A 19927-nucleotide genomic window follows, 5' to 3' on the forward strand; every position below is an offset into this window, starting at 1 on the left:
ACGTCAGACTCCGTCCTCGCGGCCCGGCGGCAGCGACAGCTCCCGCCGGGCACGGATGTCACGCGGCCAGTGGGTGGCCGCGTCCCAGAGGGAACCGCTGCCCGTCAGATGACGGCCGGACAGCCTGCGCAGCTCGTGCGCGAGCCGGTCGGCCACCTCCTCGTCGGGCAGCGCCAGCGGATCGGTCAGCAGCCATACGGCGTGCAGCAGCCGCCGTACGGCCAGGTGCAGTGCGACGGCGTCGGCGTCGAGCCCCGGCGGCAGCGGACCCGGCGGCCCCTGCCCCAGGGCCGCCGCCCGGCGCGGATCGGGCCCGGCGGCTCCGCGCTCGCGCGGATGGGGGGCGGAGGCGATGAACCGCAGCCGCCCCAGCCAGCCGAGGACGTCCGCGTCGGGGAAGGTCTCCCGCAGATGGCCGACGGCCTCGTCGGTGCGGCCCAGCGCCAGATCGTGGTGGAGCCGGTACGGGCCCGGCCCGGGCCCGTAGTGCCGGCGCAGGGTCTCGTGGACGGCGTGCCAGGCCGTGTACCGGGGGTGGTCGTCGTCCTCGAAGCGGAGCCGGTGCAGCAGCAGCGCCCGCAGCAGTGGGTCGGCGACGAAGTGCCGGGGGCTCTCGGGCCAGTCCTCCGCGCGCAGCAGGTCGCGGACCCGCAGCGCCACGTCCCCGTCCAGGGACGCGCCCTGGAGCCGGGCGCGGGCCAGCATCCGGGCGGACTCCTCGTCGTGGGCGGCGGCGAGCACGGCGTACGGCCCCGGCCGCCGCACCGGCAGCAGCTCGGCGAGCAGGGCGGGGGCCACCGGCACCGGCGGGGAGTCCTCGCGGAGCTCCACCGTCAGATCGAGCAGCCGCCCCGGGGTGAGGTGCGCCGTGAGGTGCGCCGGAGCCTGGCCCGCCGCCCGGCTGAGCAGCGCCACCCCGAGGGGCCGTCCGCCGGTCAGCCGGTGGACGGCGCGGGCGAGTTCGGCGGGGGTCCGGCCCGCCGGGTCCCGGTGGTCGAAGGCGGCCCGGGTCTGGGCGGGCGAGAGCGGGGTCAGTTCGACGGCGAGGATGCCGGAGCCGATGCTCGTCCCGCGCGGGCAGGGCGCCCGGTGCGCGGTCTCCGGCAGCCGGGTGCGGGTGGCCTGCCGCAGGCCCTCGTGGTCCCGGACGCGGGAGGTGGCGAGGACGACGGTCCGGTCGCGGCGGCCCCCGGCGCGGGCCCGCAGGACCGGCTCGACGAGCTGCCGCCCGAGGGGTTCGTGGGCGTTGTCGAGGAGGAGCAGCGGGCGGCCGACGCGGGCGCCGCGCGCCAGCCCGGTGTAGGAGCGGCGCAGGTCCTCGACGAGCGCGCCGACGAGGAAGTCCTCGGCCTCGCGCCGCCGCCGGCCGTCCTGCTCGAAGTCGATCGCGAGCTGCTGGAGCCCGGCCTTGCCGTTGCCGCCCGCGTTGCGGTAGCTGCCGTACCAGCTCTCGGAGGTCCGCTGGAGGCGTCCGAAGACCTCTTCGAGGACGGTCTCCACGGTGGCCTCGGCCAGCATCCCGGCGAGCGGCGCGGCGGCCTCGGCGAAGGTGGAGGCGAGGGTGGAGAGGACCTTGCCGACCCAGTTGGCGGCGGCGCCCCGGGTCGCGTCGACCGTGGAGAGCAGCGGTCCGAGCCGCAGCAGGTCGCGGCGGGCCCGCTCGTCGTCCTCCCGGGACCAGGCGAGGGAGGCGACGGCGACCAGGCCGAGGGAGAGCCGGGGGAACCGCACCGGCCGGGCGCCCAGGACCTTCGGCGACAGCTGCACGGCGAGTTCGGCGAGCGCCCCGGTGACCGGGGTCCAGCCGGGGCCGTGGTCGGCGGGCGGCTCGACGTCCTCGCAGTCGAACAGGGCCAGCGGCGTGTACCCCTTGTAGCGGTCGCGGACCTCCTTCAGGAGGGCCGTCTTGCCGGTGCCCCGGCCGCCGGTGAAGACGGTGACCGGTGGGTCGTCACCGTGCTCGAACGGCACCCGGGCGCCGCCCTCCCGGGTGAGACCGCTGAGGCGGGCCACCAGCCCGCCGTCCTCCAGGACCGCCTCCCGGCCGTACAGATCTCTTGCCACGATCCGTCACCCCCGTGTGCCCCCGTTACCCCCGTCACAGTCAACTTCAGGATATGGGCGGGTTGTTGGGAAAGCCTTCGCCTTTTCGACTCTGCTTTCGAGTCGTTGCGGGGGTGTGGTGCGGCTGTGGCCGTACGGGAGGTTTCGGCGGACCTTCATGCCTCGCCGATGTCCTCGTTCCACAGGGCGGGGTGCCGGGTGACGAACTCCCGCATCAGGGCGGCGCATTCGGGATCGTCGAGCAGGACGACCTCGACGCCGTGCCGGGCCAGCCACTCGTGCCCGCCGCGGAAGGTCTCCGCCTCCCCGACGACCACCCGGGAGATCCCGAACTGCCGGACGAGCCCGGAGCAGTACCAGCAGGGCGAGAGGGTCGTCACCATCGTCGTCCCCCGGTACGAGCGCTGCCGTCCGGCCGCCCGGAACGCGGCGGTCTCCGCGTGCGCGGACGGGTCGCCGTCCTGCACCCGGCGGTTGTGGCCGCGCCCGAGCAGCGTCCCGTCCGGTCCGTAGAGGGCGGCGCCGATCGGGACGCCCCCCTCGGCGCGTCCGGCGCGGGCCTCGTCGAGGGCGACGGCGAGCCGCGCGAGGTCCTGTTCCCGGTCCATGGGGAGAGCCTTCCCCGTGGGGCCCCGCGCGTCACCTGTCCGGCGGGTGCAGCGGGTGCAGCGGGTGCAGCGGGTCCGGCGGGTCCGGCGGGTCCGCTCCGGGGCGGAGGGTCAGGCGACGGCCCCGGCGGTCTCCTCGTAGGGGAAGCGGGCGAGCGGCGCGGGGCGGTCGAAGAAGCTCCGGGCGGCGGTCAGCGCCCGCTCGTCGGTGCGGATGCGGCCGGGCCGGGAGGCCGTCCCGGTCAGGACGCCGCCGAACCGCATCCGCAGATAGGCCGCCGAGTGGCTGAGGGAGGTGGTCAGGCCGTCGGCGACGACATGGTCGTCGTCGGCCATGACCGTCACCCCCCACAGGGTGCCGCCCGCCATGCGCTCCTTGAAGTCGGAGCCCGGCATGTTCAGCCAGCCCGACCAGTAGTCGAGGTAGCGCTTGGTCTGCGCGGAGAAGCTGTACCAGTAGAGCGGCGAGACGATCACGACGTCGGTCGCCTCCTCGGTGGCCCGCAGCAGCAGCCGCTCGTCCTCGCCGGTCGGCCGCCCGGACACCTCGTGGCGGCCGTCCTGGAAGTCGGGCAGCACCAGCCGGTTCAGGTCCACCCACCGCCGGGAGACACCGGCGGGCAGGTGGGCGGCGGCCTCGCGGGCCAGGATCTCGGAGTTGCCGTCGGCCCGGGAACTGCCGAGCACGAAGAGGAACGAGCGGTCCGCGCCAGGGGCGGCGTCGAAGGTCATGTCAGCTCCGGTGTCATGGGGTAACCGTTGCCAACTCGCCTTCCTCCCAAGGTATTCCACCGCTCAGGCGCGACCGCCGGACCTGCGAAGACCGGCTCCGCCGGGCCTCCGGCGTGCCGCTCCGCCGGGCCTCCGGCGGTCCGGCGTACGGGCCTCGGCCGGGGTCCGCGCCCGGCCGGACACGAAGGCGTGAGCCTTGTCGCGGAGCCACCGGAAGGCACATCGCGGAGCCACCGGAAGACAACGGGGGATCACTCCGCGGAGAGTGCGGCGTTTCCGTCCCGCCGGACCGCGCCGGACCGCGCCGGACCGCGCCGGACCGCGCCGGACCGCGCCGGACCGCGCCGGACCGAGGCTCCCGTGGCCTGCCCGCCGGGCTTCCTGTGGACGTTCCGTCGGGATCCGCGACCTGTCGGTCGAGCCCGTGGGGCCCGCTCCGCCGGGCCTCCGGCGTTCCGTCCGGCCGGGTCCGTGGCCCGCCGGGCCTCCGGCGGATCTCCCGGCCCTGCTCTGGCCGGGGCCGTCAGTCTCCCGGCCCTGCCCCGGCCCCGGCCCGGGGCCGTCAGCTCTCCGGGTCCCCGTCGCGCTCGCGGCGCTTCAGTTCTTCCTCGCGGCGGCGCAGGTCGGCCTCCCAGTCCTCCAGGCGGCTCTCGTCCTGCTGCGGGACGGCGGTCTCCGGGTCCTCGTCGCGGGGCTTCTCCTCCCGCAGCGATTTCAGGAACTCGGGGTTGTCGTCGGGGGCGACCCAGCCGCCCGGGGCACCCCGGCCGCGCGGCTTGCGCTGCTTGCCCGCGACGATCCAGCCGATCGCCCCCACGAAGGAGAACAGCAGTACGACGATGGCCCAGACCGGCTTGGGGAGGTGCTTGACCTCTTCCTCCGGAGTGTTCAGGCAGTCGATGAAGGCGTAGATCATCAGAGCCAGCGGCAGGATGAACAGCAGCGCTCTGAGCATGTGGGACGGCCCCCCGGAAGCGGTGGCGGGGGCACAGTTCGGCGCCCCGGTGACAGGTCAAGGGTAGCCGGTGACCGATACTTGCCCCTATGGCTTACGACGATCTCCGCTCGCTGCTCAGGGCTCTGGAACGTGAAGGCGACCTCAAGCGCATCAAGGCCGAAGTCGATCCGTACCTGGAGGTCGGGGAGATCGTCGACCGGGTGAACAAGGCGGGGGGCCCGGCGCTCCTCTTCGAGAACGTCAAGGGCTCCGACATGCCCCTGGCGATGAACGTCTTCGGCACCGACCGCCGGCTCCTCAAGGCCCTCGGCCTGAAGTCGTACGCGGAGATCGGCGAGAAGATCGGCGGACTGCTCAAGCCCGAGCTGCCGCACGGCTTCGTCGGTGTCCGCGAGGCCTTCGGCAAGCTGGGCTCGATGGTCCACGTGCCGCCGAAGAAGGTGAAGTCCGAGGCGGCCCCCGTGCAGGAGGTCGTGCTCACCGGCGACGACGTCGACCTGGACCGGCTGCCCGCGCTCTTCACCTGGCCGAAGGACGGCGGCTCCTTCTTCAACCTGGGCCTCACCCACACCAAGCACCCCGAGACGGGCGTGCGGAACCTGGGCCTCTACCGCCTCCAGCGCCACGACAAGCGCACCATCGGGATGCACTGGCAGATCCACAAGGACAGCCGGAACCACTACGCGGTCGCGGCGGCGAAGGGCGAGCGGCTGCCGGTCGCCATCGCCTTCGGCTGCCCCCCGGCGGTGACGTACGCCTCGACGGCTCCGCTGCCGGGCGACATCGACGAGTACCTGTTCGCCGGTTTCGTGCAGGGCAAGCGGATCGAGATGGTCGACTGCAAGACCGTCCCGCTCCAGGTCCCGGCCCAGGCCGAGGTCGTGATCGAGGGCTGGCTGGAGCCGGGCGAGATGCTCCCGGAGGGCCCCTTCGGCGACCACACCGGCTTCTACACCCCGCAGGAGCCCTTCCCGGCGCTGACGATCGACTGCGTCACCATGCGCAGGCGCCCGCTGATCCAGTCGATCGTGGTCGGCCGCCCGCCGACCGAGGACGGTCCGCTGGGCCGCGCGACCGAGCGGTTCTTCCTGCCGCTCCTCAAGATCATCGTGCCGGACATCGTCGACTACCACCTGCCGGAGTCGGGCGGCTTCCACAACTGCGCGATCGTCTCGATCGACAAGAAGTACCCGAAGCACGCGCAGAAGGTGATGCACGCCATCTGGGGCGCGCACATGATGTCGCTGACCAAGCTGATCATCGTGGTCGACAAGGACTGCGACGTCCACGATCTGCACGAGGTCTCCTGGCGCGCCCTCGGCAACACCGACTACGCCCGGGACCTCACGGTCGTCGAGGGCCCGGTCGACCATCTCGACCACGCCTCCTACCAGCAGTTCTGGGGCGGCAAGGCGGGCATCGACGCCACGAAGAAGCTGCCCGAGGAGGGCTACACCCGGGACGGCGGCTGGCCGGACATGGTGGAGTCGGACCCGGCGACGGCCGCCCTGGTGGACCGCCGGTGGAAGGAGTACGGGCTGTGAGCGGGCGCGACACGCGGGGAACTGGCGGTACGGGGGCGCGGGCGCCGCGCCGCCGCGCGGGCGGTCCGGGGTGCGGGCTGTGACCACCGCCGCCGTTCCCGGAGCGCAGCCGGGCCGTACGCGGTCCTTCCTGCGTCTCGTGATGATCGAGCACTCGGTCTTCGCGCTGCCCTTCGCGTACATCGCCTCGCTCACCGCGATGTACCGGCTGGACCGGAGCATCCACTGGTGGACGCTGTTCCTGGTCACCGTCTGCATGGTGGGCCTGCGGACCTTCGCCATGGCCTGCAACCGGATCATCGACCGCGAGATCGACGCGCGCAATCCGCGCACGGCGGGCCGCGAGCTGGTGACCGGCGCGGTGTCGGTGCGGTCGGCGTGGACCGGGGCGGGGATCGCGGTCGTCGTCTTCCTCGGCGCCGCCGCCCTGCTGAACCCGCTCTGTCTGGCGCTGGCGCCGCTCGCGGTCGTCCCGATGGTCGTCTATCCGTACGGGAAGCGGTTCACGAACTTCCCGCACGCGATCCTCGGTCTCGCGCAGGCCATGGGGCCGGTCGGAGCCTGGCTCGCGGTGACCGGCGAATGGTCCTGGGACGCGGTGATCCTGGGCCTCGCGGTGGGCGTCTGGATCGGCGGCTTCGATCTGATCTTCGCCTGTCAGGACGTGCAGGCGGACCGGGCGACCGGCGTGATGTCGGTGCCCGCCCGCTTCGGCGTCCCGGCGGCGCTGTGGGGCGCCCGCGTCTCGGCGGTCCTCACCACCGGTCTGCTCGTCTGGTACGCGCTGGCGACCGGCGCCGGGCTGTTCTTCTGGACCGGTCTGGTGATCGTGGCGGCGGCCTTCTGCTACGAACACTCGATCGTGAAGCCGCACGACATGTCCCGGCTGAACCGGGCCTTCTTCACGACCAACGGCTTCATCGGGATCACCCTGTTCGTGTGCGCCCTGCTGGACCTGCTGGTCCGCGGCCTGACGCCGTAGTTCCCGGTCCGATGGCGGATAGGCTCGACGGCATGAACGACGGCAAGCGCACACCGTGGGTCGTGGGAGTTTCCGGGGCGTCGGGCACGCCGTACGCGGCCGCCGTGCTGCGGGGGCTTCTCGCGGCGGGGGAGAGCGTCGACCTGGTCGTGTCGCGGGCCTCGCGGCTCACGCTGCTCGACGAGACGGGGCTCCCCTTCCGGGACGCGCACTGGCGCGAGGACCTGGCGGCGTGGCTGGCGCGGGGCGCCGACGGGAAGCCGGACGCGTTCGGCGCCGCCGGTCTCTCCGGCGCGCTGGACGACGTGCGGTACTGGGCGGCCGGCGACCTGGCGGCGGGGCCGTCCTCGGGTTCGTACCCGGCGAAGGGGATGCTGGTGGTGCCCGCCTCGACCGCCGCGGTGGCGGGAGTGGCACTGGGGCTCTCGAAGGACCTGCTGCAGCGGGTCGCGAGCGTGACGCTGAAGGAGCGGCGGCCGTTGGTCGTCGCGGTGCGGGAGACCCCGCTGAACGGGCAGACGCTCAGGCACATGGTGACGCTGGACGAGGCGGGCGCGGTCGTGCTGCCCGCCTCTCCGGCGTTCTACGCGGGGGCGACGCACATCCAGGACCTGGTGGACTTCGTCGCCGGGCGGGTGCTGGACGCGGCAGGGGTGCCGCACCGGCTGTACCGCCGTTGGGAGGGTGAGCTCGGTGGCGCCACCCCCCGGGGATGATCAGCGCTTCTTCGCGGGCTTCCGCTCGGCGCGCTTCGGGGCGGCGGACCGCTGGTGGGCACGCGAGCGGTTGGCCATCTCCTGCAGCTCGCGCATACGGGCGTAGGCCATCTCGATCGTGTACACGGTGACACACTCCTGAAAGATCGTCTTTGATCTGATGAAAGATTCACAGGGCTTCTTCCCTGTGTACCTTAGATTCTACACCTAAACGCGCGGTATCGCTGGACAATGGAAGGTTCTTCGCTATGGACGCCGTGGACAGGCAGCTCATCCAGGCTCTGCGCGAGAACGGACGTGCCTCGTACGCCGAGCTCGGCCGTCTCGTCGGGCTCTCCGGCCCCTCCGTCACCGACCGCATCAACCGCCTCGAAGCGGCCGGGGTCATCACCGGCTACCGCGCCACCGTCGCCGCCGCCTCCCTCGGCCTCGGCGTCACCGCCCTCATCGGCATCTCCCTCTCCGACGCCGCCGACCACGAGGACGTGGCCCGCCGTCTGAAGGACCTCGCCGAGATCGAGGACTGCTGGTTCATCGCGGGCGACGACTCCTTCATGCTCAAGGTGCGCGTCAGCGACGTCGACGGCCTGGAGAAGACCATCCGCAGGCTCAGCGGCACCAAGGGCGTCTCGCGCACCCGCACCACGATCGTGCTCTCCACGAAGTGGGAGAACCGGGTCGGGGAGCTGCCCGAAGAGGGCTGAGAGTACGGTGAACGACCGAGTCTGATTTCAGGAGAAGAGGGAGGCGGCCGCAGATGGACGCTGGGCTCAAGCGCGAGCTGGAGCAGAAGGTCCGGGACGGTGAGCGGCTGAGCCGTGAGGACGGCATCGCCCTGTACGAGTCCGACGACCTCGCCTGGCTCGGCGGGCTGGCCCACGAGGTCCGGACCCGCAAGAACGGCGACGTGGTCCACTTCAATGTCAACCGGCATCTGAACATGACCAACGTCTGCACCGCCTCCTGCGCCTACTGCTCCTTCCAGCGCAAGCCGGGCGAGAAGGACGCGTACACCATGCGCATCGAAGAGGCCGTGCGCCTCGCGAAGGCGATGGAGAACGAGAACCTCACCGAGCTGCACATCGTCAACGGGCTGCACCCCAACCTGCCCTGGCGGTACTACCCGCGCTCCCTCTCCGAGCTGAAGAAGGCCCTGCCGCACGTCTCCCTCAAGGCCTTCACCGCCACCGAGATCCACCACTTCGAGACGATCTCCGGGATGTCCGCCTCCGACATCCTGGACGAGCTGATCGAGGCCGGTCTGGAGTCGCTGACCGGCGGCGGCGCCGAGATCTTCGACTGGGAGGTCCGGCAGCACATCGTGGACCACCGCACCCACTGGGAGGACTGGTCCCGGATCCACCGGCTCGCCCACGAGAAGGGGCTCAAGACCCCCTCGACCATGCTGTACGGGCACATCGAGGAGCCCCGGCACCGGGTGGACCACGTGCTGCGGCTGCGCGAGCTCCAGGACGAGACCGGCGGCTTCCAGGTCTTCATCCCGCTGCGCTACCAGCACGACTTCGTGGACATGCAGGACGGCAAGATCCGCAACAGGCTCCAGGCGCGCACCACGATGGCGACCGGCGCCGAGGCGCTGAAGACCTTCGCGGTCTCCCGGCTGCTCTTCGACAACGTGCCGCACGTCAAGGTCTTCTGGGTGATGCACGGCGTGCAGACGGCGCAGCTCGCGCTCCAGCACGGTGCCGACGACATGGACGGCTCGGTCGTCGAGTACAAGATCACCCACGATGCCGACAACTACGGCACGCCGAACAAGCTGGGCCGCGAGGACCTGCTGGAGCTGATCCGGGACGCGGGCTTCCGGCCGGTCGAGCGGAACACCCGGTACGAGATCATCCGCGAGTACCCGGGCCCGGACGCGGACCGGCGCGAGTCGCCGCAGGCGATGCGGGTCTGAGGCACGGCACGCGGGACCGGGCGGACCGGCGGCGCGCGGGGCCCGGGAAGGGCTGCGTGCGGTGACCGGGTCGCCCCGGGCGATCGGGGAAGGGCCGGTGGGAGTGATCCCGCCGGCCCTTCCGCGTGTCCGGTGCGGGGTGTTCCGGTGCGGGGCGCGGGGTCAGTGCAGCGGGAGCAGCATGATGATGTCGTCGCGGTCGTCGCCGGGGGCCACCCGGATCGCGCCGGGGACGCGGCCGACCTCCTTGTAGCCGCACCTGGCGTAGAAGCTGTCGACGCCGGTGCCGCCCCGGCAGGTCAGCCGGATCGCCTCTATCGCCTCGAAGCCCTCGGCGGTCCCCGCGGTGTGCTCGACGGCGGCCATGAGGTCGCGGCCGTACCCCTTGCCCTGGTGCCGGGGGTGGACCATCACGGTGTAGAGCCACACCCAGTGGGTCATCAGCGGGTGGGTGTTGAAGGAGAAGAAGGCGGTGGCGGCGATCTCGCCGTCCTCGTCGCGGCCGACGAGCAGCCGGGTGCCGCCCTCGGTCATGGCGACGAGGTGCCTGATCAGGGCGGGGCGGATCTCGTCGGGGGTGACGGGGGCCACGAAGCCGACGGCTCCGCCCGCGTTGGAGACGTCGGCCCAGAGGGAGAGCAGGCCGTCGCGCAAGGTGGGGTCGACCGCCGGGTCCACCTCGAAAGTAAGGGTCATGTCAGCATCTTATCTATTACTTGGTTGACTCCTCAAGAGCTCCCGACCTTGGGCCGTCCGGTTCGGGACCTTCGGCGGTGGAGTCGTGACCGGCGACGGGAGTAGCTTGTGAATGTATTCACAAGCACCTGAGACGTGAAGCTGGAAGAAGGTCCGTCATGGCTGTCCACGCGCCGCAGCGCCCCACCCGCCGCGCCCACCTCCCGGGCAGCCAGGACGACGTCCTGGTCCGCTCGGCCCCCGCCCGCAAGGTTCTCGCGGCGGCCCGGGTCCTGGTCGGCTTCTACTTCCTCTGGCCCTTCCTGGACAAGGCCTTCGGTCTCGGCAAGGCCACCCCGTCGGCCGGGGCGTGGATCAACGGTGGGCACCCCACCGAGGGCTTCCTGTTGCACGGCACCAGCGGCCCCTTCGCTCACATGTTCGACTCGGTCGCGGGTGCCTGGTGGCTCGACACCCTCTTCATGCTCGGTCTGCTCGGTGTCGGCCTCGCCATGATCCTCGGCATCGGGATGCGCGTCGCCGCCGTCTCGGGCTCGCTCATGATGGGCTTCATGTGGCTCGTCACCCTCTGGCCCGGCGCCAACCCCTTCCTGGACGACCACTGGATGATCGCCCTGGTTCTCCTGATCACCGCCGCGACCGGGGCCGGGAGCTACTACGGCCTCGGCGGACGCTGGGCGCGGCTCCCGCTGGTCCGCGAGCACCGCTGGCTGATCTGAACCCGGCCCGGGACCCCCTCCCGGCGAGCGCCCCTCCCCGTGCTTCACTGGAGGGGCGCTCGTCCCCATTTGGGGCCCCTGGGCGCCTCTCGGAAACCCGGAAACGTCGGAACGGATGAGTGGACTGACATGCTCCGCTACACGCTGATGCGGCTCGGCATCTTCGCCGGATGCTTCCTCGCCCTGTGGGGCCTCGTCTACGCCGGTGTGCTGCCGCGCGGGCTCGGCGACTCGAACCTGCTCTGGGTCCTGGTGCTCTCCATCGTCATCTCCGCCCCGCTGAGCTTCGTCCTGCTGCGCAAGGTGCGGGACCAGGCCAGCGTCGAGGTCGTCGCCAGGGTGGACCGCGCCAAGGGCCGCCTCGCGGCCAACCGGTCCCAGGAGGACGCGCTCTAGGACCGGTCGGGGCGCGCGGCGGGCGGGGTCCGATCCGCGCCCGAGCGGGGTCCCGTCCCATAAAGGCCACGTAAGGTTCGTCACAGACACGTACGACCCCCGGACACCCCGGGCAGGAGCTTCGAAGGCTCCCGCCTGGGGTGTTCTGCGTTTCCGAGGTGGGCGGAGGGCCGGATTCCCCCAAAGAAGGGCTTTGAGGTTCTCAAAGTTCAAGTGTTAACGTATTCGACATGACGACAGCAGTGCGACTTCCCCATGCCCCGGGCATCCCGCTCGTGGCGCGCCTGCACGTCGATCTGTGCCGCTGTATGTCCGCGGTCTGTTGCCGCGAGCTCTGACCCGGCATCATGCGGCGGCCCGCGCGAGAGCGTCTGTGCCGCACCCCCGTCCCCGTATCGCCCCGCATACGCACCTGTGGAGTGTGCCCGTGTCCGCGTCCGCGACCACGCCCGAGACGAAGCCTCCGACTTCCTCCCGCATACCGAAGGTCCCCTTCTGGGCCCAGATCATCGCCGGTCTGGTCCTCGGCGTCCTGCTCGGCTGGCTGGCCCGCAGCCAGGACGTCTCCTGGCTCAAGGAGACCCTCGGCCAGATCGGCGACATCTTCGTCCAGCTGCTCAAGCTGGCCGTCGCCCCGCTCGTCTTCTTCGCGATCCTGGTCTCGATCACCAACCTGCGGAAGGTGAACAACGCCGCCAGGCTCGCCACCCGCACCCTGCTCTGGTTCATGATCACCTCGCTGATCGCGGTGGCCATCGGCCTCGCCATCGGCCTGATCACCAACCCGGGCGCGGGCACCGGCCTCACCCCGCAGGACGGCAAGCTGCCCAAGCGCGAGGGCTCCTGGATCGACTTCCTGACCGGGATCATCCCGACGGACGTCATCACCCCGTTCACCGAGCTGAACGTGCTCCAGATCGTCTTCATGGCCGCCGTCGCGGGCATCGCCGCCCTCAAGCTGGGCGACCGCGCCAAGCCGATCCTCACCCTCTCCGAGTCGATCCTCGAACTGCTGCAGAAGGCCCTGTGGTGGGTCATCCGGCTCGCCCCGCTCGGCACCGTCGGCCTCATCGGCTTCGCCATCGCCGACTACGGCTGGGAGCTGATCGGCAAGTACGCGACCTTCACCGCCGACGTCTACATCGGCTGCGCCCTGGTCCTCTTCGGCGTCTACCCGCTGCTGCTCGCGACGGTCGCCAAGGTCAACCCGCTGCACTTCTTCAAGGGCGCCTGGCCCGCCATCCAGCTGGCCTTCGTCTCCCGCTCCTCGGTCGGCACCATGCCGGTCACCCAGAAGGTCACCGAGCGCCTCGGCGTCCCGAAGGAGTACGCCTCCTTCGCCGTCCCGTTCGGCGCCACCACCAAGATGGACGGCTGCGCCGCGATCTACCCGGCGCTCGCCGCGATCTTCATCGCGCAGATCTTCGACGTACAGCTCGGCATCGGCGACTACCTGCTGATCGCCTTCGTCTCCGTGATCGGCTCGGCGGCCACCGCCGGTCTGACCGGCGCCACGGTCATGCTGACCCTGACCCTCTCCACCCTGGGCCTCCCGCTGGAGGGCGTCGGCCTGCTCATGGCGATCGACCCGATCCTCGACATGATGCGGACCGCCACCAACGTCGCCGGCCAGGCGCTCGTCCCGGTGATCGTCGCCGCCCGCGAGAAGATCCTCGACCACACGGCGTACGAGAACGCCTCGGCGTCCCCGATCGACGAGCTGGTCGACGTCCGCGAGGCCGAGCAGAAGGTCGCGGTCCCGGCCACCGTCTGACCCCGGACCCCGCCGGGCCCTCCGCCCGGCGCGATCCCGCCCCCGCACCCGCGTGCCCCCCGCCCCCTGTCCGGGCGGGGGGCACGCGGGTTTCCGGCGGGACTCACGGCCACAGGAGTTCGCGGGTCCAGGGGGTCTCCGGGGCGGGTGTGCGGCGGTAGCGCAGCCGGAGGTGGCGGCGGCGGGCGTCGCCCTGGAAGAACTCGACCTCGGACGGTTCGACGACGTAGAGGGTCCAGGTCGGGACGGCGGCGGTCGGGTCCGTCTCCGCCCGTTGCCAGGCCGCCCCGCTCGCCGCCGCGAGGGTCTCCGGGGAGTCCAGGACCTCGCTCTGGCGGCCCACCAGGGCCGCCGCGAGGGCGCCGGTGGTACGGGCGTGCAGATCCTCGTACGCCTCCTCGGAGGTGCCGGTGACGACCCGGCCCCTGACCCGGACCTGGCGGCCCTGGACCGGCCAGTAGAAGCCGAGCGCCGCCTCGGGGCGCGCCGCGAGCTGGCGGCCCTTGGCGCTGGTGGCGTGCGAGGCGAAGTGCCAGCCGCGCGCGTCGGCGTCGTGCAGCATCACCGTCCGCACGTCGGGGCGGCCGTCGGCGCCTGCGGTCGCCAGGGAGAGGGTGTGCGGTTCGCTCTGGCCCGCCGCGACGGCCGCCGTGAACCAGTCGTGGAAGAGGGGCAGCGGCTCGGGCGGGGCGTCCGCCGGTTCGAAGGCGGGCAGTTCGGTGTCCCAGACCCTCAGGGAGCGCAGTGCGTCGTGGAAGTCGTTCATGGGGCCACGGTAGGGCGCGGGGCGCCGGGGGGTCGGCGCGGCGCGGAGCGCCCGGGGGCCGTGGGCTCGGTATGGGGGCGCGGGGCGGCCGGGGTGCTCGTGGAGCGGGGCGGCGTGCGCCGCCGCCCGGGCGGTGGCGGAGGTGGCGGCGACGGTCCGCAGGTCGCCCCCTGCGGGTCGCCGCCCGTGCGGGATCTCCTGTCAGGCCGCACCCGGCGTCCCGCCTGCGCGCGCCTGGCCGTACGAGTGCCCCGTCGGCCCGTCGGCCCGTGCGCGTCTCGGGCCCGGGGCCTCAGCCGCGGCCCAGGACCACCGTGCCCGAGGAGCAGAACCAGCCGCCCGTCCCCGAGGCGACCGCCAGCTCCGGCAGGGAGCCGTCCGGTCGCCGCACCTGGAGCCCCGGCGCCTCCCCGCGCAACTGCCGTACCGCCTCCACCAGCAGGAACAGCCCGCGCATCCCCGGATGGCAGGCCGAGAGCCCGCCGCCGTCCGTGTTCACCGGCAGCCGGTCCTTCTCCTGGACGAACGGCCCGCCCTCGCCCTTCGCGCAGAAGCCCAGGTCCTCCAGGGTCACCAGGGTCATGTACGTGAAGGCGTCGTAGACCTCGGCGAGGTCGATGTCCGCCGGGGTCACGCCCGCCCGTTCGAAGGCGAGCCGCCCGCTGACCGCCGCCGGGGAGACCGTGAAGTCCTCCCACTCCGACATCGTGGTGTGCGAGACGTGCTCGCCCGTCCCCAGGACCCAGACCGGGGCGGTACGGCAGTCCCGCACGTACTCCTCGGCGACCAGCAGCACCGCGCAGCCGCCGTCGCTGCGCAGACAGCAGTGCAGCTTGGTGAACGGGTCCGCGATCATCGGCCCGGACAGCACCTCGTCGACGGTGATCGGCTCGCGGAACATCGCCTCCGGGTTGAGCACCGCGTTCGCCCGGGTCCGTACGGCGACCTCGGCCAGCTGTTCCAGGGTGGTCCCGTACTGGTGCATATGGCGGCGCGCGGCCATCGCGTACTTGGCGATCAGGGTGTGCCCGTAGGGGACCTCGAACTGGAGCGGGCCGCGCGACCCGAACGAGAGGTTCGAGGTGCGCCGCCGGGCCCGGATGTCGGCGCGCGCGGTGGAGCCGTACACGAGCAGCACCGCGTTGGCGTGCCCGGCGGCGATGGCGTCGGCGGCGTGCGCGGCCATCACCTCCCAGGTGGCGCCGCCCACCGAGGTCGAGTCCACCCAGCGGGGCCGCAGCCCCAGGTACTCGGCGACCTCGACCGGCGCGAGGGTGCCGAGCCCCGCCGAGGCCAGGCCGTCGATCAGCGAGCGGTCGAGCCCGCTGTCCGCGAGGGCCCGGCGGGCGGCCTGGGCGTGCAGCGCGTACGGGGTGGCCTCGTCGACCCGGCCGCCGTCGGAGAGGGCGACGCCGACGACGGCCACGCGGCGGGCGCTGTGCGTGAGGGAGGACATGAATCTGACGGTACATCAGATTCTCTCGATCGGGACCGGCGCATCTCTGGCAACCCGCCCACCACCGGCCTAGCATGACGCACCGTCAGAATCGGAGGGAGCCCCATGGACGCCGACGACAGCGCAGAGCCCGCCGCCGGGACCACCTCGCCCGCCGCCCCGCTCACCGAGGAGCAGCGGGAGATCCGGCGCACCCTGCGGGACCTGCTCGCCGAACGGGCCGGACCACGGGAGAACCGCGCGGCCACCGCCACCCCCCAGGGGTACGACCCCGGGCTCTGGGCCCGGATGGCCCGGACCCTCGGCCTCGCCGGGCTCGCCCTCCCCGAGGAGTACGGCGGCGTCGGCTGCGGCCTCGCCGAACTCGCCCTCGCCTGCGAGGAGACCGGCCGCGCCCTCGCCCCCTCCCCGCTCCTCGCCACCAGCGTCCTCACCGCCCCCCTGCTCACCGCCCTGGGCACCCCCGCCCAGCGCGCCGCGCTCCTGCCGCGCCTCGCCGACGGCAGTCTGACCTGCGCCCTCGCCGTCCCCGGCGCGGCCCTCGCCCTTGCCCTCGGCCTGACCGGCGACAACACCGCCGAGAGCTGGTCCGGCGGCGGGCGCGCGGGCGGCGTCCAGGCCCGGCCGGTCACCGGGGCCGACGGCGACGCGGGCGGCGGCGACGGAGGAGGCGCCGGGGGAGGCGCCAGGGGCGGGCACGGCTGGCGGCTGTACGGCGAGGCCGCCCAGGTCGTCGACGGCCACAGCGCGGGGCTGCTCCTCGTCGCCGCCCACACCGGCGGCTTCGCCCGCAGCCGCACCCTGCTCCTCCTCGTACGGGACGGGCCCGACGCACCCGCCCCCGGGCTGGTCAGGACCCGGATGCCCACCCTGGACCTCACCCGCACCCAGGCCACCGTGCAGTTCCGGGACACCCCCGCCGAACTCCTCGGCGAGGAACCGGCCGACGTCCTCGGCGCCCTCGCCGTCACCGGCCGGACCGCCGCCGTGATGATCGCCGCCGAAGCCGTCGGCGCCGCCCGCGAGGCCCTCGACCGGACCGTCGCCCATGTCGGCGCGCGCGAGCAGTTCGGGCGGCCCGTCGGCTCCTTCCAGGCCGTCAAGCACCGCCTCGCCGACCTGTACGTGCAGATCGAGGCCGCCCGCTCGCTCACCCACTGCGCCGCCCGCGAGCCGGGGCCCGGGCCCGAGAGCGGACCGCTCGCCCTCGCCCACGCCCTGGAGGCGCTGCGGGCCACCGCCGGGGAGTCCCTCCAGCTGCACGGCGGCATCGGCTTCACCTGGGAGCACGAGGCACACCTCTACTTCAAACGGGCCGCCTCCGACGAACTGCTCTTCGGGCCCGTGCGGCGGCTGCGCGCACGGGCGGCGGAACGGACCGGACTCTTCGGGGAGGCGGCGTAGATGGCCGTGATGTCGGTGGGGCGCACCATCATGCAGAAGGTGTCGTCGACCCGGGTCTTCGCCCGGATCGGCCCGCACGTCGTGCCCGCGATGGACAAGGCCGTGCACCGGCTGACCCGGGGAAAGGTACTGCTCAGCGCGCGGATGCTGCCCGGGGTCGTGCTCACCGCCCGGGGCGCCCGCAGCGGGCTGCCCCGGGTCACCCCGCTCGCCTGCATGCCCGAGCCGGACGGGCGCTGGCTGCTCGTCGGCTCCAACTTCGGCCGCCCCGGGCACCCGTCCTGGACGGCCAATCTGCTCGCCCACCCGGACGCCGAGGTGAACTGGCGGGGTGAGGACGTGCCCGTCCGTGCGGAACTCCTGACGGGGGAGACGCGGGCGGAGGCCTGGCGGGCGGCCCTGGAGTTCTGGCCGCCGTACGCCACCTATCAGGCCCGGATCGAACGCGAGATCAGGCTCTTCCGGCTGACCCGGCGGACGCCCGGCGTCTGACGGGGTGCTCGGCGGGATGCCTGACGGGCCCCGGTGGGCTGCCTGGCGGGCTGCCTGACGGGGCGCCCGGTGGGATGTCCCTCGGCGGCCGGGCCTCAGGCCGAGGCCGCCGAGGCCGCCGGGGAGGCGGGAGCGTCGGGGGAGGCCGGGGCTCCTGAGGGATGCGGGGCTCCCGAGTCGTCCGGTGTCTCCTCGGCTTCCCCGTCCCCCGGGGCGTCCGGGGCGTCCGGGGTCCGGGGGACGTCCGTCGCCGGAACCGGCCCCGGCTTCGTGTGGAGGATCTCGCGGGCCTGTTCCGCCGCGCGGGCAATGCTCTCCGAGACGAAGTCCAGGAAGCGGGCGATGTTCTCCAGCCGGGCGCCCGCCGGGGTGCCGGGTCCGAAGACCCCGGCGCCCTCCCGCGCGGTCGCGGAGATGTGCGCGGTCGAGTGGGCACTGGCCAGCATCGACCGGTACCAGACGTCGTCGTCCACGACGTACCGCTCGCGGCGGCGCTCGTCGCGCTCCCGGGCGACGAACCCCTGGGCGTCCAGGAACGTGATGGCCTTGGAGACGGACGCGGGGCTGACCCCGAGGTGCTGGACCAGCTCGGACGCGGTGAGGCTGCCGCTGTCGGCGAGGCAGATGGCGGCCATCACCCGGGCGGTCATCTGCGGCATTCCCGACTGCATGAGGACGGTCGTGAACACCTCCTCGTAGGCGCGCACCGCCCCGGCGTCCCGCCCGTGCGGCTGGGGCGCCGGGGCGGCCGGCCGGGACGCGGTCCGCCCGCTCCGGTGGGCGCGCTGCTCGGTGGCGCGGTGGGCGAGGTCGGCGCGGTATCCGGCGGGTCCGCCGTTGCGCATGACCTCGCGGGTGACGGTCGACGTGGGGCGGTCGAGCCGCCGGGCGATCTCCGCGTAGGGGAGGCCGTCGGCGAGGCCGAGGGCGATCCGTTGACGTTCCTGCTGGGTGAGCCTGCCGCCCGGCATCCCTGTCTCCTTCGTGATGTGTGCAGCGTGATGCCCCCAGCCTAGCGTTCACCTTCACTTCATTGCAACGAGCGAGGGAGGGTTGTTGCGTTAGATTCTGGTTCGTTGCAACGATTTACTGCATCTGACCAGCAGGAATGGCGAATGGATGCAACAAAAGTGTTGCTGGATCTGTGAACGCAACGTAGCTTTCTCTCATCGGAAACGGAAGCAAAAACCCCAAGGAGAGCGTCATGCAGAAGTTCCTCACCCCGGCCGCCGTCACCGCCGTCCTCGACATCCCCGCCGGACGTATCCGCCTCATCGCCGCCGACCGGACCGACACCACGGTCGAGGTCCGCCCCGCGAACGCCGCCGAGAGCCGCGACGTGAAGGCCGCCGAGCGGGCCGAGGTCGGCTACGCGGACGGCGTCCTGCGGATCGCCGTCCCGGAGGGCGGGCGCCGGGTCCTCGGCGCCTCCGGCTCCGTCGAGGTGACCGTCCAGCTCCCGGCCGGCTCCCATGTCGAGGCGAAGGCCGCCGCCGCCGACCTCCGGGGCGTGGGGCGGCTCGGGGACGTCACCTTCGAGGGCGCGCAGGGCACCGTCAAGCTCGACGAGACCGGGGACGCGCGGCTCGTCCTCCAGGCCGGTGACATCACGGTCGGCCGTCTCGGCGGCTCCGCCGAGATCCGTACGAGCAAGGGTGACCTCCGGGTCGCCGCCGCCGAGCGCGGCACGGTCGTGCTCGACACCGCGTACGGCGAGATCGAGATCGTCGCGGCCCGGGGCGTCTCCGCCACCCTGGACGCCGGTACCGCCCACGGCCGGGTCCACAACGCGCTCCGCAACACGGACGGCGCCGCCGACCTCGCCGTCCGCGCCACCACCTCCTACGGCGACATCACCGCCCGCAGTCTGTGAGGCGTCCGGTGTGCCCGGCGGGGCCCGGACACGGCGACGCCGACGGCGGTCCGTGGGGGCGGGCCGCCGTCGGCGTCGGCGACAGGACGGGTGGAGGGGGCGGGCGGGTTTATCTGGTCGGCTTCTTGCCGGTGATGCCGAGGTGGACCAACAGGGCCAGGTTCGGCTTGAGTTCGGCCTGCTTCACACCCCAGGTGGTGAAGCCCTTCTGGTGGCCGGCGACCGCGGCGAGCATGGCGACCAGGGAGCCCGCCATGGCGGCGGGACTGACCTCCTTGTCGACCTTGCCCTTGGCCTGGAGCTCCTTCACCGAGTCCGTCAGGGAGTTGGTGACCGAATTCAGGATCTTCATGCGGATCTTGTAGAACCGCTTGTCGCCCTCGGCGGCACCGAGGTCGACGACCCGGAGGATCGCGTCGTGCCTGCGCCAGAAGTCCAGGAAGCCCTCGACCAGGTCCTCGGAGGTCTGCCAGGCGGCCTTGCCGACCCAGGAGCGGCCGGAGACCAGTTCGGTCAACCCGGCTCCCTCCTTGGCCATTTCCTCCGCGATCTCGAGGACCGCGCCCTCGACGTCCGGGAAGTACTGGTAGAACGTCGCGGGTGAAGTGCCCGCCTTCCGGGCCACATCGATGACCTTGACGTCCCGGTACGGCGAGGAGCTGAGCATCTCGCCGAGGCAGTCGAGCAGCTTCTGCCGCGTCGCCTGGCCGCGTCGTCCGGCCACGCGGCCGTCGACGGTGCGTACTTGTCCTGTCATGCCGTCAGCTTACCGAGGGGGTGTCGGCGCGCGATTCGGCCGACTGCAAATGGGGTGCACCCCTGCTGC

At 72.6% G+C, this 19927-nt stretch carries 21 protein-coding genes; 11 read left to right on the plus strand and 10 right to left on the minus strand.

The genetic code is table 11. The features are described from left to right. Positions 1-3: 3 nt before the first annotated feature. The 4 genes from ACIRQY_RS19030 to ACIRQY_RS19045 all read right to left on the minus strand — a co-directional run bounded on the left by ACIRQY_RS19030 (position 4) and on the right by ACIRQY_RS19045 (position 4359). On the minus strand, positions 4-2064 hold the full coding sequence (locus tag ACIRQY_RS19030; protein ID WP_403927038.1) for a hypothetical protein: 2061 nt from the start codon (positions 2062-2064) through the stop codon (positions 4-6). A gap of 155 nt (positions 2065-2219) precedes the next feature. Continuing rightward, positions 2220-2672, minus strand: a complete 453-nt coding sequence (locus ACIRQY_RS19035; RefSeq protein ID WP_403927041.1) for a nucleoside deaminase — start codon at positions 2670-2672, stop codon at positions 2220-2222. A gap of 111 nt (positions 2673-2783) precedes the next feature. Further along, positions 2784-3404, minus strand: coding sequence for a flavodoxin family protein (locus ACIRQY_RS19040; RefSeq protein WP_403927044.1), 621 nt, complete (start codon positions 3402-3404; stop codon positions 2784-2786). A gap of 562 nt (positions 3405-3966) precedes the next feature. Then, positions 3967-4359, minus strand: coding sequence for a PLD nuclease N-terminal domain-containing protein (locus ACIRQY_RS19045; protein ID WP_351789482.1), 393 nt, complete (start codon positions 4357-4359; stop codon positions 3967-3969). An 89-nt stretch (positions 4360-4448) separates the two neighbouring features. Here ACIRQY_RS19045 and ACIRQY_RS19050 point away from each other — a divergent pair, with 89 nt between their 5' ends. From ACIRQY_RS19050 to ACIRQY_RS19060, 3 genes are all read left to right on the plus strand, one after another. Beyond that, on the plus strand, positions 4449-5906 hold the full coding sequence (locus tag ACIRQY_RS19050; protein ID WP_351789485.1) for a menaquinone biosynthesis decarboxylase: 1458 nt from the start codon (positions 4449-4451) through the stop codon (positions 5904-5906). Between the two features lie 142 nt (positions 5907-6048). After that, entirely contained in the window at positions 6049-6888 is an 840-nt protein-coding gene (gene mqnP, locus ACIRQY_RS19055; protein ID WP_403927316.1) for a menaquinone biosynthesis prenyltransferase MqnP, read from the plus strand. A gap of 32 nt (positions 6889-6920) precedes the next feature. Continuing rightward, positions 6921-7604, plus strand: coding sequence for a UbiX family flavin prenyltransferase (locus ACIRQY_RS19060; protein ID WP_351789490.1), 684 nt, complete (start codon positions 6921-6923; stop codon positions 7602-7604). Here ACIRQY_RS19060 and ACIRQY_RS19065 read toward each other — a convergent pair whose 3' ends face one another. After that, positions 7605-7730: a hypothetical protein gene (locus ACIRQY_RS19065; protein WP_351789653.1), complete on the minus strand. Its 126-nt coding sequence runs from the start codon at positions 7728-7730 to the stop codon at positions 7605-7607. It lies immediately after the preceding gene. Between the two features lie 122 nt (positions 7731-7852). Here ACIRQY_RS19065 and ACIRQY_RS19070 point away from each other — a divergent pair, with 122 nt between their 5' ends. Both ACIRQY_RS19070 and mqnE read left to right on the plus strand, forming a co-directional pair. Next, on the plus strand, positions 7853-8308 hold the full coding sequence (locus tag ACIRQY_RS19070) for an Lrp/AsnC family transcriptional regulator (protein ID WP_351789492.1): 456 nt from the start codon (positions 7853-7855) through the stop codon (positions 8306-8308). Between the two features lie 53 nt (positions 8309-8361). After that, a complete protein-coding gene (gene mqnE / locus ACIRQY_RS19075) occupies positions 8362-9525 on the plus strand; it encodes an aminofutalosine synthase MqnE (RefSeq protein WP_351789496.1) in 1164 nt (387 codons plus the stop codon). Between the two features lie 162 nt (positions 9526-9687). Here the strand turns inward: mqnE and ACIRQY_RS19080 are convergent, their stop codons facing one another. Continuing rightward, entirely contained in the window at positions 9688-10221 is a 534-nt protein-coding gene (locus tag ACIRQY_RS19080) for a GNAT family N-acetyltransferase (RefSeq protein ID WP_351789499.1), read from the minus strand. A 158-nt stretch (positions 10222-10379) separates the two neighbouring features. Here ACIRQY_RS19080 and ACIRQY_RS19085 point away from each other — a divergent pair, with 158 nt between their 5' ends. The 3 genes from ACIRQY_RS19085 to ACIRQY_RS19095 all read left to right on the plus strand — a co-directional run bounded on the left by ACIRQY_RS19085 (position 10380) and on the right by ACIRQY_RS19095 (position 13110). Further along, on the plus strand, positions 10380-10940 hold the full coding sequence (locus ACIRQY_RS19085) for a hypothetical protein (protein ID WP_403927050.1): 561 nt from the start codon (positions 10380-10382) through the stop codon (positions 10938-10940). A 129-nt stretch (positions 10941-11069) separates the two neighbouring features. After that, entirely contained in the window at positions 11070-11336 is a 267-nt protein-coding gene (locus ACIRQY_RS19090; RefSeq protein WP_351789504.1) for a DUF4229 domain-containing protein, read from the plus strand. A gap of 427 nt (positions 11337-11763) precedes the next feature. Continuing rightward, the gene (locus tag ACIRQY_RS19095; protein ID WP_403927054.1) at positions 11764-13110 is read left to right on the plus strand and encodes a dicarboxylate/amino acid:cation symporter; all 1347 of its coding nucleotides are present in this window, start codon (positions 11764-11766) and stop codon (positions 13108-13110) included. A 103-nt stretch (positions 13111-13213) separates the two neighbouring features. Here the strand turns inward: ACIRQY_RS19095 and ACIRQY_RS19100 are convergent, their stop codons facing one another. Both ACIRQY_RS19100 and ACIRQY_RS19105 read right to left on the minus strand, forming a co-directional pair. Further along, positions 13214-13876: a pyridoxal 5'-phosphate synthase gene (locus ACIRQY_RS19100; protein WP_403927057.1), complete on the minus strand. Its 663-nt coding sequence runs from the start codon at positions 13874-13876 to the stop codon at positions 13214-13216. 292 nt (positions 13877-14168) lie between these two features. Continuing rightward, positions 14169-15332, minus strand: a complete 1164-nt coding sequence (locus ACIRQY_RS19105; RefSeq protein ID WP_351789513.1) for a thiolase C-terminal domain-containing protein — start codon at positions 15330-15332, stop codon at positions 14169-14171. 105 nt (positions 15333-15437) lie between these two features. Here ACIRQY_RS19105 and ACIRQY_RS19110 point away from each other — a divergent pair, with 105 nt between their 5' ends. Both ACIRQY_RS19110 and ACIRQY_RS19115 read left to right on the plus strand, forming a co-directional pair. Further along, positions 15438-16736 (plus strand): acyl-CoA dehydrogenase family protein, encoded by a 1299-nt coding sequence (locus tag ACIRQY_RS19110; protein ID WP_403927061.1) that lies wholly within the window; start codon positions 15438-15440, stop codon positions 16734-16736. A 9-nt stretch (positions 16737-16745) separates the two neighbouring features. Beyond that, positions 16746-17228 carry a nitroreductase family deazaflavin-dependent oxidoreductase gene (locus ACIRQY_RS19115; RefSeq protein ID WP_403927319.1) on the plus strand — a complete coding sequence of 161 codons (483 nt, stop codon included), beginning with the start codon at positions 16746-16748 and terminating at the stop codon, positions 17226-17228. A gap of 95 nt (positions 17229-17323) precedes the next feature. Here the strand turns inward: ACIRQY_RS19115 and ACIRQY_RS19120 are convergent, their stop codons facing one another. Then, positions 17324-18199 carry a helix-turn-helix domain-containing protein gene (locus ACIRQY_RS19120; RefSeq protein WP_403927063.1) on the minus strand — a complete coding sequence of 292 codons (876 nt, stop codon included), beginning with the start codon at positions 18197-18199 and terminating at the stop codon, positions 17324-17326. Between the two features lie 233 nt (positions 18200-18432). Here ACIRQY_RS19120 and ACIRQY_RS19125 point away from each other — a divergent pair, with 233 nt between their 5' ends. Further along, a complete protein-coding gene (locus ACIRQY_RS19125; RefSeq protein ID WP_403927066.1) occupies positions 18433-19101 on the plus strand; it encodes a DUF4097 family beta strand repeat-containing protein in 669 nt (222 codons plus the stop codon). A gap of 109 nt (positions 19102-19210) precedes the next feature. On the opposite strand, the gene ACIRQY_RS19130 is transcribed toward ACIRQY_RS19125, so the two are convergent. Next, entirely contained in the window at positions 19211-19858 is a 648-nt protein-coding gene (locus ACIRQY_RS19130) for a TetR family transcriptional regulator (RefSeq protein WP_351789525.1), read from the minus strand. Positions 19859-19927: the final 69 nt, after the last annotated feature.

The organism is Streptomyces sp. NPDC101490, from assembly GCF_044767145.1.
Classification (GTDB): domain Bacteria; phylum Actinomycetota; class Actinomycetes; order Streptomycetales; family Streptomycetaceae; genus Streptomyces.

Bases quoted from the DNA above. Each gene is read 5' to 3' on its own strand.
- mqnP (WP_403927316.1), top strand. From the start codon at position 6,049: ATGATCGAGCACTCGGTCTTCGCGCTGCCCTTCGCGTACATCGCCTCG.
- ACIRQY_RS19040 (WP_403927044.1), bottom strand. From the start codon at position 3,404: ATGACCTTCGACGCCGCCCCTGGCGCGGACCGCTCGTTCCTCTTCGTG.
- ACIRQY_RS19100 (WP_403927057.1), bottom strand. From the start codon at position 13,876: ATGAACGACTTCCACGACGCACTGCGCTCCCTGAGGGTCTGGGACACC.
- ACIRQY_RS19085 (WP_403927050.1), top strand. From the start codon at position 10,380: ATGGCTGTCCACGCGCCGCAGCGCCCCACCCGCCGCGCCCACCTCCCG.
- mqnE (WP_351789496.1), top strand. From the start codon at position 8,362: ATGGACGCTGGGCTCAAGCGCGAGCTGGAGCAGAAGGTCCGGGACGGT.
- ACIRQY_RS19045 (WP_351789482.1), bottom strand. From the start codon at position 4,359: ATGCTCAGAGCGCTGCTGTTCATCCTGCCGCTGGCTCTGATGATCTAC.
- ACIRQY_RS19125 (WP_403927066.1), top strand. From the start codon at position 18,433: ATGCAGAAGTTCCTCACCCCGGCCGCCGTCACCGCCGTCCTCGACATC.
- ACIRQY_RS19115 (WP_403927319.1), top strand. From the start codon at position 16,746: ATGTCGGTGGGGCGCACCATCATGCAGAAGGTGTCGTCGACCCGGGTC.
- ACIRQY_RS19070 (WP_351789492.1), top strand. From the start codon at position 7,853: ATGGACGCCGTGGACAGGCAGCTCATCCAGGCTCTGCGCGAGAACGGA.
- ACIRQY_RS19060 (WP_351789490.1), top strand. From the start codon at position 6,921: ATGAACGACGGCAAGCGCACACCGTGGGTCGTGGGAGTTTCCGGGGCG.
- ACIRQY_RS19105 (WP_351789513.1), bottom strand. From the start codon at position 15,332: ATGTCCTCCCTCACGCACAGCGCCCGCCGCGTGGCCGTCGTCGGCGTC.
- ACIRQY_RS19080 (WP_351789499.1), bottom strand. From the start codon at position 10,221: ATGACCCTTACTTTCGAGGTGGACCCGGCGGTCGACCCCACCTTGCGC.
- ACIRQY_RS19090 (WP_351789504.1), top strand. From the start codon at position 11,070: ATGCTCCGCTACACGCTGATGCGGCTCGGCATCTTCGCCGGATGCTTC.
- ACIRQY_RS19110 (WP_403927061.1), top strand. From the start codon at position 15,438: ATGGACGCCGACGACAGCGCAGAGCCCGCCGCCGGGACCACCTCGCCC.
- ACIRQY_RS19120 (WP_403927063.1), bottom strand. From the start codon at position 18,199: ATGCCGGGCGGCAGGCTCACCCAGCAGGAACGTCAACGGATCGCCCTC.
- ACIRQY_RS19050 (WP_351789485.1), top strand. From the start codon at position 4,449: ATGGCTTACGACGATCTCCGCTCGCTGCTCAGGGCTCTGGAACGTGAA.
- ACIRQY_RS19130 (WP_351789525.1), bottom strand. From the start codon at position 19,858: ATGACAGGACAAGTACGCACCGTCGACGGCCGCGTGGCCGGACGACGC.
- ACIRQY_RS19035 (WP_403927041.1), bottom strand. From the start codon at position 2,672: ATGGACCGGGAACAGGACCTCGCGCGGCTCGCCGTCGCCCTCGACGAG.